This is a genomic window from Corynebacterium sp. 2571A, from assembly GCF_055700935.1.
The window spans coordinates 270,301-283,385 of sequence record NZ_JASTTE010000001.1; the positions used below are offsets into that span (position 1 = coordinate 270,301).

The window sequence follows — 13,085 nt, forward strand, 5'->3', positions numbered from 1 at the left end:
CGTGGGAAACGTTCTGGCATTTGTGGCCGGTGCAGTGGTCTGCGCACTGGTCCTGCCCTTGGTGCGCTGGGTGCGCGGGCGGATCCAGCGTTTCCGCACGACGGCGACCGCGGAGGCGAACCAAGTCACCACCGTCAGCCAGGTGCTGCACCTGACCATCCAGGGCGCGAATACCGGGGTGGTCGTGGTGGACCGCGGTGGCGAGGTCATCTTGTCTAATCCCGCCGCGCACACCATGTCCCTGGTCCACGACCGCGCGGTGCGCCCGGACGTGTGGCAGGTCGCCCAGGAGGTCTACGAGGACCACGAGGAGCGCGGCCTGGACCTGTCCATCCCGAAGCGGCGCACCGGCAACCGCGTGACCCAGGTGCACGCGCTGATTAAGCCGCTGACCCTGAACGACAACCGGTTCATCACCGTCTTCGGCACCGACGAGTCCGAGCACGTGCGCATGGAAAGCGCCCGCCGCGACTTCGTGGCCAACGTCTCCCACGAGCTCAAGACCCCGGTCGGGGGTATCGCGCTGCTCACCGAGGCGCTGCTGGAGGACCCGGAGGACCCGGAGCACGTCAAGTACTTCGGCGCCAAGGCCCACAAAGAGGCCAACCGCATGGCGGAGATGGTTACCGAGCTGATTTCCCTGTCCAAGCTGCAGGGCGCGGAGGCGCTGCCGGAGATGGAGCCGCTGCGCATCGACGACGTTATCGACGAGGCCATCCAGCGCAACCAGCTGGCCGCCGACAACCACAACATCGACCTCATCCGCGGCGGCAACAGCGGGGTGCTCATATGGGGCGACAAGCCGCTGCTGGTCACCGCCGTGTCCAACCTGATTACGAATGCCATCAACTACTCGCCGGAGGCGCTGCCGGTGTCCATCTCCCAGAAGGTGGTGGGCACCGACATCGTGCACATCCGGGTCACCGACCGCGGCATCGGCATCGCCCCGGAGAACCAGAAGCGCGTCTTTGAGCGTTTTTACCGGGTAGACAAGGCCCGATCCCGGCAAACGGGCGGCACTGGCTTAGGATTAGCCATAGTGAAGCACGTGGTGGCCAACCATGGTGGCAATATTAAGCTATGGTCGCGGCCCGGCACCGGGTCCACGTTCACCATCGAGCTTCCTATTTATCACGAACCTGCCCCGGCGGAAGGTCCGCCGGATACGGACAACAAAAGTGAGAATAAAGCTACGTCGGGCCTGCACAACGCAGTCGCCCGGGTGGCAGCAAGGCGAAAGGATAAAGCATCATGACGACCATCCTCATCGTGGAAGACGAGGAGTCCTTGGCTGATCCGCTGGCGTTCCTGCTGCGGAAGGAGGGCTTTAGCCCGATCGTGGCCCACGACGGCCAGACCGCACTGGACAAGTTCGCCAACAACAGCGTCGACATCGTCCTGCTCGACCTGATGCTGCCCGGCATGTCCGGCACCGACGTCTGCAAGCAGCTCCGCGCCATCTCCTCCGTGCCCGTCATCATGGTCACCGCCCGCGATTCCGAGATCGACAAGGTCGTCGGCCTGGAACTCGGCGCCGACGACTACGTGACCAAGCCGTATTCCTCCCGCGAGCTCATCGCCCGCATCCGCGCCGTCCTGCGCCGCGGGCACGAGAGCTCCGTGGCAGCCGAGGAGCAGGATTTCGACGAGCAGATTTTGGAAGGCGGCCGCGTGCGCATGGACGTCGAGCGCCACACCGTCTGCGTGGACGGGCACCCGGTGCCCATGCCGCTGAAGGAATTCGACCTGCTGGAATACCTGCTGCGCAACGCCGGCCGGGTGCTGACCCGCGGCCAGCTCATCGACCGGATCTGGGGCGCCGATTACGTTGGCGACACCAAGACCCTGGACGTGCATGTCAAGCGCCTGCGCTCTAAGATCGAGGCCGCACCTTCCCAGCCCAAGCACCTGGTGACCGTGCGCGGCCTGGGCTACAAATTCGACCTCTAGCCGAGCGCTCTCGAGCCCCGCTCAGCCTCGCCCCGCGGCCGCGTGCCGCGGGGCTTTCGCCTTGCTTGGGGGCCTGGGGCGCGGGGTCGTTCCTACTGCTTGCGCGCGGCGCTGGCCGGGTGCTGGAGCAGCGGCACGCCGGCCTGGGCGGCCTGCTCGCGGGCGGCGCAGTGCTCGGCGAGGACCTGGTAGTTTTCTGTACCCATGAGCGCGATGAGCTCGGTGCGCTGGGAGCGCCACATCGGCTCCGCGCTGGTGTGGCAGGACGGGTTGGACGAGCAGTACCAGTCGAAGTCCTCGCCGCCGTCGCCCCAGCCGCGGCGGTCGTATTCGCCGATGGTGGTGCGCAAAATCTCCTGCCCGTCGGGGCGGTCCTCGAAGTCCTCGTAGCGGCGCAGGGGCAGCTGCCAGCAGACCTCCGGTTTGACCACGGTGAGCTCCTGGTCGGCATCGATAGCCCACTGGTGCAGCGCGCAGCCGGCGCCCGTGCCCCAGCCGGCCCGGTTGGCGAAGATGCACGCCCCGCCCACCAGCGGGGTCTTCAGCGCCGGCTCCGGCTCGCCGTCGTCGCCGTCGAGCTCGTCCCAGACCAGCCAGGGCTCCAGCTCGTCGTCGGCCGCGCGCTCCTGGCGTGCCAAGTAGGCGTCCGTGTCCGCGGGGCGGTGCTGCCAGTACTTGGCCGGCATGTTCGCCACGGCATCGTAGAGCTGATCGCGGTCCTGCTCATCGGCCATGTAGGCGCCGTGCACGCAGCAGCCGACGTCGGGCTGGTTGCTATCGATGCCGGGGCAGGCCGCGGTGCCGAACTGGCAGGAGTAGAAGGACTCCACCCAGGTCAGGTCGATGGAAAAGACGTGGTAGGGGTCATCGACGTCGGTAAATTCGAACCACTCCCGGGGGAAATCTGGTGCCAATTCGGTCCCCGCTGCGATCGATTTACCGGCTGGTGAGGAGGCCGGAAAACCAAGATAAACTTCACTAGACTTCGGGCGATTCACACTTTAATACCGTAGACCTACTACGCTGGACGTGTGCGATTAGGTGTATTAGACGTGGGAAGCAACACGGTCCATCTCGTGGCGGTCGATGCGCAGACCGGCGGGCGGCCCACTCCCATGAGTGACTGGAAAACTCCCCTGCGCTTGGTGGAGCAGCTGGACAAGGACGGCAATATCCACGCCAAGGGCCTGAAGAAGTTGGTCGCTGCCGTCAAGGAGGCCACCGAGCTGGGTAACAAGCTCAACTGCGACGAGTTCATCCCGATCGCGACCTCCGCAGTGCGTTCGGCTGGAAACTCCGAGCAGGTCCTCAAGGAAGTGGAAAAGGAAACCGGCGTGCGGCTGGAGATCCTCTCCGGCGAGGACGAAGCGCGCCTTACTTACTTGGCGGTGCGCCGCTGGTACGGCTGGTCCGCCGGCCGCATCACCAACATGGACATCGGCGGCGGTTCCCTGGAGCTAACCACCGGCACGGAAGAATTCCCGGACCTGGCCTTCTCCCTGGACCTGGGCGCGGGCCGCCTGACCCACAACTGGTTTGATACCGATCCGCCGGCGAAGAAGAAGGTCAGCATGCTGCGCGACTACATCGACGCCGAGCTGGTTGAGGCCACCAAGCGGATGCGCGACCAAGGCCCTGCCGGCATGGCCGTGGGCACGTCGAAGACCCTGCGCAGCCTGGCCCGCCTGACGGGGGCGGCCCCGTCCTCGGAAGGTCCGTTTGTCAAGCGCACGCTGACCGCGCCGGGCCTGCGCCAGCTGATTAACTTCATCTCCCGCATGACTGCGGCTGACAGGGCCGACCTGGAAGGGGTAAGTTCAGACCGTTCCCACCAGATCGTGGCGGGAGCCTTAGTGGCCGAAGCCTCGATGCGGGCATTAGGCTTAGAGAAAATGGAAATTTGTCCGTGGGCCCTGCGCGAGGGTGTCATCTTGCGCCGGCTGGACAAGGGTCAAGGATAGGAAGACAACACAGACATGGCTGACGATAAACAGTTGACCGTGGCGGAGCTCCTGGCCCGCAACAAGGCGAGCAAGGGTGCCGACTCCGCCGCCGGCGAGGAACCGAAGCGCCGCCGCCGGCGCCGCAGCCTCGACGAGGGCGGCGTCTCCGTGGCCGAGCTGACCGGCAACCTGAGCAAGGTGGACTCCGCCCCGCACGAGTCCAAGCACTCCAGCGTGCCCATGGACACCACGGCACCGGTCATCCCCGCCCCGAAGGACGACAAGGACAGCAAGGACGCCAAGGCCACCAAGGGCTCCACCGCCGCCGACGCACCGGCTGCGAAGCCCCAGCCGGCCCCGACCCCGGCTGCGAAGCCCGCGGCCAAGGCAGAGCCCAAGACCGACGCTAAGAAGCCCGCGGCCAAGGCAGAGCCCAAGGCCGAGGCTAAGAAGCAGGCCTCTGCTGCCGAGACGGCCCACCAGCCCTCCGATGACGCGACCGCCGTCATCCAGAAGGTGACCGATGAGCCGGCCCCGGCCGCGAAGAAGCCGGCCGCCCAGGCCGACAAGGCCGACAAGGCCGACAAATCCCAGCCCGCTGCGGCCAAGGAACCGAAGGATCCGCGGATCGCGGCCGCTAGCGCGGACGAGACCGGCGAGATCCCGGTCGTTGAGGACTCGGCCAAGCCGGCCGCCACGGCTGCGGCCACCGGCGGGGCGACCGCCTTTAGCGCCTCCTCCGCGGCCACCGCGCAGGACAGCGCGGCCGACAAGGAGCTGGCCCGTAAGGATGCTTCCGATGAGGTCGCTGCCGACGGCGAGGACGAGAAGCTCAACCCGGTGGCCGTGGTGCTGCTGGCCGTTATCGGCATCGTGCTGGGCGCGGTGGTCTTCAAGGGCTTCGAGATCCTCTGGGACCGCTTCAACGGCGTCCTAGTCTCCATCCTGGCCGTGCTGGTCACCGTCATCATGGTGGGTGTTGTCCACGCCCTGCGCACCGCCCGCGACGGCTTCTCCATGGGCCTGGCCGCCGTGGTGGGCCTGCTGCTCACCTTCGGCCCGCTGCTCATCCTGGTCCTCTAGCGGACGCTGTTACCTTTTCGCTCCCACACCCCGGGGCGCCGGTTGGAAATCGGTGGCCCCGGGGTGCTGGTCTATCTGGGGAGGGGTTGTTCCCGCGGAGGGGTTGTTCCCGCGGCGGGGCTGGTCCCGCGGCAGGGTGGGAAAGGTGGCCGCGGCCGCGGCGGCTGTGGCAGGCTGGGGACATGACGAAAATTACAGTTTTAGGCGGCGGAAATATCGGCGAGGCCCTCATTGCGGGGCTGGTAGCTAAGGGCTACCAGGGTGCCGATATCACCGCGACCAACCGCAGCAAGGACCGCAGCGAGTACCTGGAAAGCACCTATGGGGTCACCACCACCGCGGACAACTCCGCGGCCGTCAAGGGCGCGGACTACGTCTTCGTGTGTCTGAAGCCCTACGGGATCGTCTCGGTGCTGGAGGAAGTGGCAGACAGCCTGCCGGAGGGCGCCGTGGTGGCCTCTATGGCCGCCGGCGTGACCCTGGAGGCCATGGAGACGGCCGCGGGATCTCAGACCCCGGTGGTGCGCGTGATGCCCAATACGCCCATGCTGGTGGGCAAGGGCATGTGCGCCTGCGCGCCGGGCCGGCATGTCACCGAGGAGCAGCTGGAAGGCGTGCAGGAGCTGCTCAGCGCGGTCGGCGAGGTCGCCACGGTGGGCGAGGACGACATGGACGCGGTGACCGCCCTGGCCGGCTCCGCGCCGGCCTACTACTTCCTGGTCACGGAGGCGCTCGTGGACGCCGGCGTGCAGCTGGGCCTCAAGCGCGACGTGGCGGAGAAGCTGGCGGGCCAGGCCGCCGCCGGCGCCGGGGCGATGCTCGCCGAGTCCGGCGATTCGGCCTCCCAGCTGCGCATCAACGTCTCCTCCCCGGGCGGCACGACGGTGGCGGCCCTGCGCGAGCTGGAGGAGTCCGGCCTGCGCGGCGCCTTCTTCCGCGCGGCCGAGGCCTGTGCGACCCGCTCCCAGGAGCTGGGCTAAAGCAGCGGCGCGCGGGCCGAGTCAGGTCCCTGGGTAGAGTGAGGCGCCTGTTCCTGCGACTATTCCCAGGGAATTACAGGCGTCCCTTTACCTCCCCCGATGTGGGGGTATATATGTAACGCTCGTGACTGGTCGGGACAGCAGTGAACCCTGTTGTGCCGGAGTTTTTCTGGGCGAGAAATAGATTTCTGGGAAAACTTTTCCACTCAAGTCGCACTAGTCACAAGTTTCACGATAGGCTGGTTCAAGCACGTGCGTGTTCGTCCTGTGGGAGGGGAAGCCTACAGCGCGCCACGGGCTGAAGGGTTAGATAAATATGGTTAATGAAGAAAAGGGAACCTTTCTGACGGTCGCTGAGGTCGCAGAGATCATGCGAGTCTCCAAGATGACCGTCTACCGTCTGGTTCACGCTGGCGACCTGCCGGCAGTCCGCGTCGGGCGCTCCTTCCGCGTCCACGAGACCGCCGTGAGCGAGTACCTGAAGTCCTCCACCTACGGAGTCGGCTAAAGGTTGCTCCTCCCGCCACCCGGCGGGCCGGTTGCTTTCTACCTAGCGCAGCACCCTCCTCTTCCTGCCAGCGGGCAGGAGGTGGAGGGCGCTGTCATTTTTGCCGGGCCCAGGCTGCGGGTAAGAGCGGGTGGTTTTGGGTCACCGGCGCACAACCAGTAATATAAGCACCATTCGTGTCGGCTTATTCTCGCCGCCGCCGCGCCGGCTGCCCGGGCTCGTTCCGGTCGGTTCGGTAGGGCAGCCCGTGCAGAGTGCACCTGCGGGGTATGGCAGGCGAGCGTTAACCCGCCGGCAGGTTTAGTACGTACTATCCGCGAAAGTGAGGAAACCAGCAATGGGTTCTGTTATCAAGAAGCGCCGCAAGCGCATGTCCAAGAAGAAGCACCGCAAGATGCTGCGCCGCACCCGCGTCCAGCGTCGTAAGCTGGGCAAGTAAAAATTCTTGCCACTTTGACCCCGCCACCCGGGTTCCCCGGGTCGCGGGGTCTTGGTGTGTCTGGGGGCTTGGTGCGTCAGTGAGCCGTGGCGTGCCTGGGGCTAGCGGCGGGAGGCCTTCCATCCGCGCCAGCCGCGCCACCCGCGCCAGCCGCCCAGGGAGAAGGCGGCGGTGATGAGGGCGGGTAGGCCGTAGGTGCGGATGGCCCGGCGCACGGAGCGGTAGTCGCGGATGAGCCAGCCGCGCTCCACTGCCAGGTTGCGCAGCTTTTTGTCTGGGTTGATGGCCACCGCGGTGCCGACCATGGACAGCATGGGCACGTCGTTGGCCGAGTCGGAGTAGGCCGTGCAGCGCTTGAGTTCTAGGCCCTCCAGCGTGGCCAGGGCGGCCACGGCGTGCTTCTTGCCGGGCCCGTGGAGGATGTCGCCCACCAGGCGGCCGGTGAACTTGCCGTCCTCAACCTCCGCGACGGTGCCCAGTGCCCCGGTGAAACCGTAGCGCTTGGCCAGGATCTGGGCCAGCTGGACCGGAGTGGCGGTGACCAGCCAGACCTGCTGGCCGGCGTTGATGTGCATCTGGGCCAGCTCAGTCGTGCCCGGGTAGGCCTTGCGCAGCAGGGAGTGATCGACAATCTCCTCGCAGAGCTGGGTCAGCTCGTCGACGGAGCGGCCCTTGATAAATTCCAGGGCTTGGCTGCGGCCGGCGGCGACATCGGCGGCGTTTTCCGCCCCGGAGATCCGAAACTTCAGCTGCTTCCAGGCGATAGGGGCGATCTCCCGGAACTTGAAGAAGCGCCGGCGGGCCAGGCCGAGCGCGAAAAGCACCAGGGACGAGCCCTGGATGAGGGTGTTGTCCACGTCGAAGAAGGCGGCCGCCCCGGCGTCTTGGGGGATGTCCGGGTCCGGGGTGGTAAGCCGCAGCCCGCCCGCGGCGTTGAGCGAGCCGCTGACCGAGTCGACCCCGGAGTGGTAGGAATCCAGGTCGATGTCGAAGAACATCTCGACCGCCTGGGAGGCCGCGGCTTCGCCGGCGGCGCGCTGGGAGGCATCGTCCAGCGGGGCGAGCGCGGAGTTTTCCAGGAAGTTACGCAGGTTTCCGCGGCTGGCCGTCCAGTTGGCCAAGAAGTCGCGCGGGTTCAACGGCAAGCCGTTGGCGGGGTCGGTCGGGTGATTCACGGTGGCAGGGTCAAGCTTCCTAGACGGGATGTGATCGCGTAGGGGACGGGGTGGGTAACGTATCTATAGTAAACGCTAGCCCGGAGCTTGTCTTAGTGAAACCAGGGACCGCCCCGCGGCTGGGATTGCCCTAATAATTTAGGGCAAGGTTAGGGCAAGGATTGGTCTAAGGAGTGGGCGCGGTAGTGGCAGAGAAGACGGAACAGGTCGCTGGCTCTGGCCGGCACGTGGTGGAGCTGATGGTGCGCAGCACCTGCGGTTCCTGCGCGCGGGTGCGCGACCAGATCGCCCCGGTGGTTGCCGCCGCCGGCGCGGAGCTGCGCGTGGTGGACGTGGATAGTGCGCCGGAGCTGGCCGTCGAGTTTGGGGACCGCGTGCCCGTGGTCGTGGTCGATGAGGAGGAGTTTTCCTGCTGGGAAGTCGACAACGCGGAGCTGGCGGAGGAATTGGCGCGCTAGGTAGCGGGTTGCACCGAGCGGGTGCGCCGAGCCGTCACGTGCCCCGGCGGGGAGTTGGGAGGCGTCTAACAGGACGCGCGGTTCGTGAATTCCGCGCCCAACAGGTATCCTTTGGTTTGATTTGAATCAATAATTTGGTTGATCGTGGTGAGGGTTCACCACCGAGCGGGGCGAAGGCGCAGAACGCGTGCCCGCCGGCAAGTCTAGTGGAGTGGAGGAATGCTGCATGAGCGTGCTCGTCGTGGGAATGTCCCACCAGTCGGCGCCCGTGGCGCTACTGGAGCAGCTAAGCATGGATGAACAGGTGCAACACAGCGCGTGCGCGAAGTTGGTGGAGGCCAGTTCGCTGTCCGAGGCGATGATTATCTCCACCTGCAACCGGTTGGAGGTCTATACCGTCACCAACTCCTTTCACACCGGGGTGGAGGACGTCATCAACACGTTGCACGCGGTCTCCGGCGTCGAGGTGGAGCGTCTGCGCAGCTACCTCTACGTCCGCTACGCCGACGCCGCCGCGGAGCACCTCATGTTGGTGGCCTGTGGGCTCGACTCCATGGTGATGGGCGAGCAGCAGATCATCGGGCAGGTGCGCACCGCCTACCAGCACGCCGCGGAGCAGGGCACCGTGGGCCCGCGGATCCACGCCCTGGCGCAGTCGGCGCTGCACGCGGGCAAGCGCGTGCATTCCGAAACCGATATCGACGACGCGGGCGCGTCCATGGTCTCCTTCGCCTTCGACCAGGCGCTCACGGCCATGGGGGTCAGCGATCTCCAGGGCAAGACCGCGCTGGTGCTGGGCGCTGGGGCGATGGCCTCCCTGGCGGCCACGCACGCCGGCCGCCTGGGCATCGACAAGCTCATCATTGCCAACCGCACCCGCCAGCGCGCCGAGCGGCTGGCCGGGCACGCCGAGCAGGCCGGGGTTCACGCCGCGGTCGTCGACTTCGCCGACCGGGCTCGAGCCCTGGATCACGTCGACTTGGCGGTCTCCGCCACCGGAGCGGACAACTTCACCATCACGCCCGACGACCTGCCCGCCGGGCGCGAGATGATGCTCGTAGACTTGTCCCTGCCGCGCGATATCGACGACGCGGTGGCCGAAAACGACAACGTCAACCTGGTCAATATCGAGCGGCTGAGCAAGTCGCTGCAGGCCGCCGGCACCGAGGTCGGCGCCGCCCGGGACCCGCACGTGCAGGCCCGCCAGATCGTGGACCAGGAGCTGGCGGAGTACTCCTCGGCGCAGCGCGTGCGCGACGTGGTCCCGGCCGTGTCCGCCCTGCGCCGCCGCGCCGCCAACCTGGTGGAATGCGAACTGGCCCGGCTGGAGCAGAAATCCCCGGACCTGGACGAGCACCAGATGAAGGACGTGCGCTATTCGCTCAAGCGCGTCGTGGACAAGCTGCTGCACGAGCCGACCGTGCGCGCCAAGAAGCTGGCCGCCCAGTCCGGTACCGTCAGCCACGAGACCGCGCTGCAGGAGCTGTTCGGCCTGCAGCTGGAAGGCACCGGCGTGTCCGTCGACGTGGACGACCTGCCGGCGGCGGAGACCATTGTGAACTCGCGAAAGGACGTTTAAGTGACCCAAAAGATTGGCACCCGCGGCTCCCAGCTGGCCACTACCCAGGCCGGCCACGTGCGCGACTGGTTGACCGACAACGGCTACCCGGCCGAGCTGCACATCGTGACCACGGCCGGGGATGTGAACATGGCCCCGGTCGAGCGCATCGGCATCGGCGTGTTCACCCAGGCACTGCGCGAGGCGCTGCAGGCCGGCGAGTGCGACATCGCCGTGCACTCCTTCAAGGACCTGCCCACCGCCCCGGACGAGCGCTTCCGTCTGGTCGTGCCCAAGCGGGAGGACCACCGCGAGGCGCTCATCGCCCGCGACGGCCTGGCCCTGGCCGACCTTCCGGAAGGCGCGCGCGTGGGCACCTCCGCGCCGCGGCGCATCTCCCAGCTGAAGGCCCTGCGCCCGGACCTGGACATCCGCCCGCTGCGCGGCAACATCGAAACCCGCATGGGCAAGGTGACCTCCGGCGAGCTGGACGCGGTCATGCTGGCCTACGCCGGCCTGATGCGCGCTGGCTACGGCGAGCGCGCCACCGAGGTCTTCGCCCCGGAGACCATCATGCCCGCCCCGGCCCAGGGTGCCCTGGCCGTGGAGGCCCGCGTGGATGATGAGGAGGCCGTCGCCGCCATCAACACGCTCCTGGACGCCGAGGCCATGGCCCAGGCAACCGGGGAGCGCACCGTGCTCGCCCGCCTGGAGGCCGGCTGCACCGCCCCGGTGGCGGCCACCTCCCACCTGGCCGACGGGCAAATCACCGTCCGCGGCGGGGTCTTCGCCCTGGATGGCTCCCGCCAGATCCTGGCCGAGGCCACCGGCGAGGTCGAGCGCGCCGCGCAGCTGGGAACAGAGGTCTCCGACTCGCTCTTTGCCCAAGGGGCGGCCGAGATTCTCGGCGAGAGCTAGGGATGAGCTAGGGATTTTAGCGCCCGCGAGTTTTTGATTGCGGGCGCTGATTAATTTAAGGTGTATCTAGCACATGATCATTATGCACTGATGATCCGGCCCCTCGAAAAGGCGTCCCGGGACCTGTGTCCTGGGATTTTTGGCCGTTAAATAGCCTTTCGACGAAGTAAGTTATCCTCCGCCATCCCAACGACACGGCGCAGCGAAATAACGGACTGGTCCTGCCACCACCCCGGCACCGACGGGGATTGGAAAGGTGGCAACGGGCCAGTCTTTCGCCGCCCCGAGATTTTAGAAAAGAACCTTATGAGCAACGCTGTGGGCACGAGCCAGGTAGAAGCGCTGGGCAAGATCATCTTTGTCGGCGCTGGCCCCGGGAACCCGGATCTGCTGACCGTGCGCGCCAGGGAAGTGCTGGCGCACAACTCGATTACCATCACCGATCCGGACGTGCTCGGTGGGGTCCGTGACATCGTGGGCACGGCACTGCCGGTCCCGCCGGAAAAGCTCGAGGCGGCCGAGGAAGAATACGCGCAGATGTGCGCGGACGCGAAGGCCGCGGGCGCGCGCCGCAAGCCGCCGCGCCCGGCCCCGCCGACGGCCGCCGATATTCGCTTGATTCCGGACGACGGCCAGCCCGGCGTCGCCGGCGCGCCCGAGACCAACGCGCAGGTGCTGCGCGCGGCACTGGAAGAGGCGGCCGAGGTCAGCCGGGAAAAGTCCCTGCCGGAGCCCGGCGACGTGGTGCGCCTGGTGGCGGGCAACCCGCTCAACCGCGAGGCCATCAAGGCCGAAATCACCGCCGTGGCGGCGGCCGGCTTGGAGTTCCAGGTCGTGCCCGGCATGTCCCTGCCGTCGACCGTGCCCTCTTTCGCCGGCCTGGCGCTGGGCTCGACCTACACCGAGGCGGATCTCACCGCCGGGGAGATCGACTGGGACAAGCTGGCCGCCGCCGCCCAGCCGCTGGTCCTGCAGGCCACGGCCGAGGACCTGCCGGTTATTGCTGCGCAGCTGACCGACCGCGGGCTGCCCAAGGAGACCGAGGCCTACGTGACCGTGCACGGCACGACCCGCCTGCAGCGGACCTTTGAGACCTGCCTGGGCATGCTGGCCAAGCTGGACGCGGAGCTGCCCGGCCAGCTGGTGGTCACCCTGGGCCGCAGCTTTGACGATCGCTCCAAGTACTCCTGGTGGGAAAACCGCTCCCTCTACGGCTGGCGCGTGCTGGTGCCGCGCACCAAGGCCCAGGCCGGCCCCATGAGTGCCCGCCTGGCCTCCTACGGAGCCATCCCGCAGTCGGTGCCCACCATCTCCGTGGAGCCGCCGCGCAACCCGGCGCAGATGGATCGCGCCATCAAGGGGATCGTGGAAGGCCGCTATAAGTGGGTGGTCTTCACCTCCGTCAACGCCGTCAAGGCCGTTTGGGACAAGATCGCCCAGTTGGGCCTGGACGCCCGCGATTTTGCTGGCGTGCACCTGGCGGCCGTGGGGCAAAAGACCGCTGACGCGATCCGGGCCAAGGGCATGGTGCCGGAGCTGCAGCCCAAGCCGAACGCGCAGAACGCGGAGGGGCTGGTTTCTGTCTTCCCGAACTACGTCGAGGACATCGACGCCGTGGGCCGCGTGCTGCTGCCGCGCGCCGACATCGCCGGCGAGGCCCTGGTCACCGGCCTGGAGGACCTGGGCTGGGAGGTCGACGACGTGGTCGCCTACCGCACCGTGCGCGCCGCCCCGCCGTCGGCGGAGGTCCGCGACATGATCAAGACCGGCGGCTTCGACGCCGTCGCGTTCACCTCCGGCTCGACGGTGCGCAACCTGGTCGGCATCGCCGGTAAACCGCACCAGCGCACCATCATCGCCTGCATCGGTCCGTCTACCAAGGCCGCCGCCGAGGAGATGGGGCTGCGCGTGGACGTGGTCCCCGAGGTCGCCGACGTGCCCTCGCTTATCGATGCCCTGGCCGCCCACGTGGCCAACCTGCGCGCCGCCGGCCAGCTACCGCCGCCGAAGAAGAAGCGCCGCGCCCGCCGCAAGTCCGCCAGCTAGGTAGGCCGGCCGGGGTCGGCCCTCGCC

The 13,085-nt window shown here is 67.3% G+C and carries 13 protein-coding genes; 11 read left to right on the forward strand and 2 right to left on the reverse strand.

What is annotated here, in order from left to right:
- The first annotated feature begins 1 nt into the window (after nucleotide 1).
- Both QQS53_RS01345 and QQS53_RS01350 read left to right on the forward strand, forming a co-directional pair.
- Nucleotides 2-1,255 carry a sensor histidine kinase gene (locus tag QQS53_RS01345; protein ID WP_472774186.1) on the forward strand — a complete coding sequence of 418 codons (1,254 nt, stop codon included), beginning with the start codon at nucleotides 2-4 and terminating at the stop codon, nucleotides 1,253-1,255.
- Entirely contained in the window at nucleotides 1,252-1,950 is a 699-nt protein-coding gene (locus tag QQS53_RS01350; protein ID WP_472774187.1) for a response regulator transcription factor, read from the forward strand. Before QQS53_RS01345 ends, QQS53_RS01350 begins: the two co-directional genes overlap by 4 nt.
- Before the next feature lie 92 nt (nucleotides 1,951-2,042).
- Here QQS53_RS01350 and QQS53_RS01355 read toward each other — a convergent pair whose 3' ends face one another.
- Nucleotides 2,043-2,948, reverse strand: a complete 906-nt coding sequence (locus QQS53_RS01355; RefSeq protein WP_472774188.1) for a DUF3109 family protein — start codon at nucleotides 2,946-2,948, stop codon at nucleotides 2,043-2,045.
- A gap of 33 nt (nucleotides 2,949-2,981) precedes the next feature.
- On the opposite strand from QQS53_RS01355, the gene QQS53_RS01360 reads away from it, so the two are divergent.
- The 5 genes from QQS53_RS01360 (at nucleotide 2,982) to QQS53_RS01380 (ending at nucleotide 6,903) form a co-directional block, all read left to right on the forward strand.
- Nucleotides 2,982-3,911, forward strand: a complete 930-nt coding sequence (locus QQS53_RS01360; protein ID WP_472774189.1) for a Ppx/GppA family phosphatase — start codon at nucleotides 2,982-2,984, stop codon at nucleotides 3,909-3,911.
- A 15-nt stretch (nucleotides 3,912-3,926) separates the two neighbouring features.
- Nucleotides 3,927-4,976 carry a tripartite tricarboxylate transporter TctB family protein gene (locus QQS53_RS01365; RefSeq protein ID WP_472774190.1) on the forward strand — a complete coding sequence of 350 codons (1,050 nt, stop codon included), beginning with the start codon at nucleotides 3,927-3,929 and terminating at the stop codon, nucleotides 4,974-4,976.
- Nucleotides 4,977-5,158: 182 nt separating this feature from the next.
- Complete coding sequence (gene proC, locus QQS53_RS01370; protein ID WP_472774191.1) at nucleotides 5,159-5,956, forward strand: pyrroline-5-carboxylate reductase; 798 nt, start codon at nucleotides 5,159-5,161, stop codon at nucleotides 5,954-5,956.
- A gap of 316 nt (nucleotides 5,957-6,272) precedes the next feature.
- Nucleotides 6,273-6,464 (forward strand): helix-turn-helix domain-containing protein, encoded by a 192-nt coding sequence (locus QQS53_RS01375; protein WP_070768923.1) that lies wholly within the window; start codon nucleotides 6,273-6,275, stop codon nucleotides 6,462-6,464.
- Nucleotides 6,465-6,801: 337 nt separating this feature from the next.
- Nucleotides 6,802-6,903 (forward strand): 30S ribosomal protein bS22, encoded by a 102-nt coding sequence (locus QQS53_RS01380; protein ID WP_003855542.1) that lies wholly within the window; start codon nucleotides 6,802-6,804, stop codon nucleotides 6,901-6,903.
- A 101-nt stretch (nucleotides 6,904-7,004) separates the two neighbouring features.
- On the opposite strand, the gene QQS53_RS01385 is transcribed toward QQS53_RS01380, so the two are convergent.
- Nucleotides 7,005-8,078 (reverse strand): HAD family hydrolase, encoded by a 1,074-nt coding sequence (locus tag QQS53_RS01385; protein WP_472774192.1) that lies wholly within the window; start codon nucleotides 8,076-8,078, stop codon nucleotides 7,005-7,007.
- Between the two features lie 239 nt (nucleotides 8,079-8,317).
- Between QQS53_RS01385 and QQS53_RS01390 the strand changes: the two genes are divergently transcribed.
- The 4 genes from QQS53_RS01390 (at nucleotide 8,318) to QQS53_RS01405 (ending at nucleotide 13,058) form a co-directional block, all read left to right on the forward strand.
- A complete protein-coding gene (locus tag QQS53_RS01390) occupies nucleotides 8,318-8,536 on the forward strand; it encodes a glutaredoxin family protein (RefSeq protein ID WP_472774501.1) in 219 nt (72 codons plus the stop codon).
- A 226-nt stretch (nucleotides 8,537-8,762) separates the two neighbouring features.
- Nucleotides 8,763-10,115, forward strand: coding sequence for a glutamyl-tRNA reductase (locus QQS53_RS01395; RefSeq protein ID WP_472774193.1), 1,353 nt, complete (start codon nucleotides 8,763-8,765; stop codon nucleotides 10,113-10,115).
- A complete protein-coding gene (gene hemC / locus QQS53_RS01400; RefSeq protein ID WP_472774194.1) occupies nucleotides 10,116-11,012 on the forward strand; it encodes a hydroxymethylbilane synthase in 897 nt (298 codons plus the stop codon).
- Between the two features lie 306 nt (nucleotides 11,013-11,318).
- A complete protein-coding gene (locus QQS53_RS01405) occupies nucleotides 11,319-13,058 on the forward strand; it encodes a uroporphyrinogen-III synthase (RefSeq protein ID WP_472774195.1) in 1,740 nt (579 codons plus the stop codon).
- The last annotated feature ends 27 nt before the right edge of the window (nucleotides 13,059-13,085 follow it).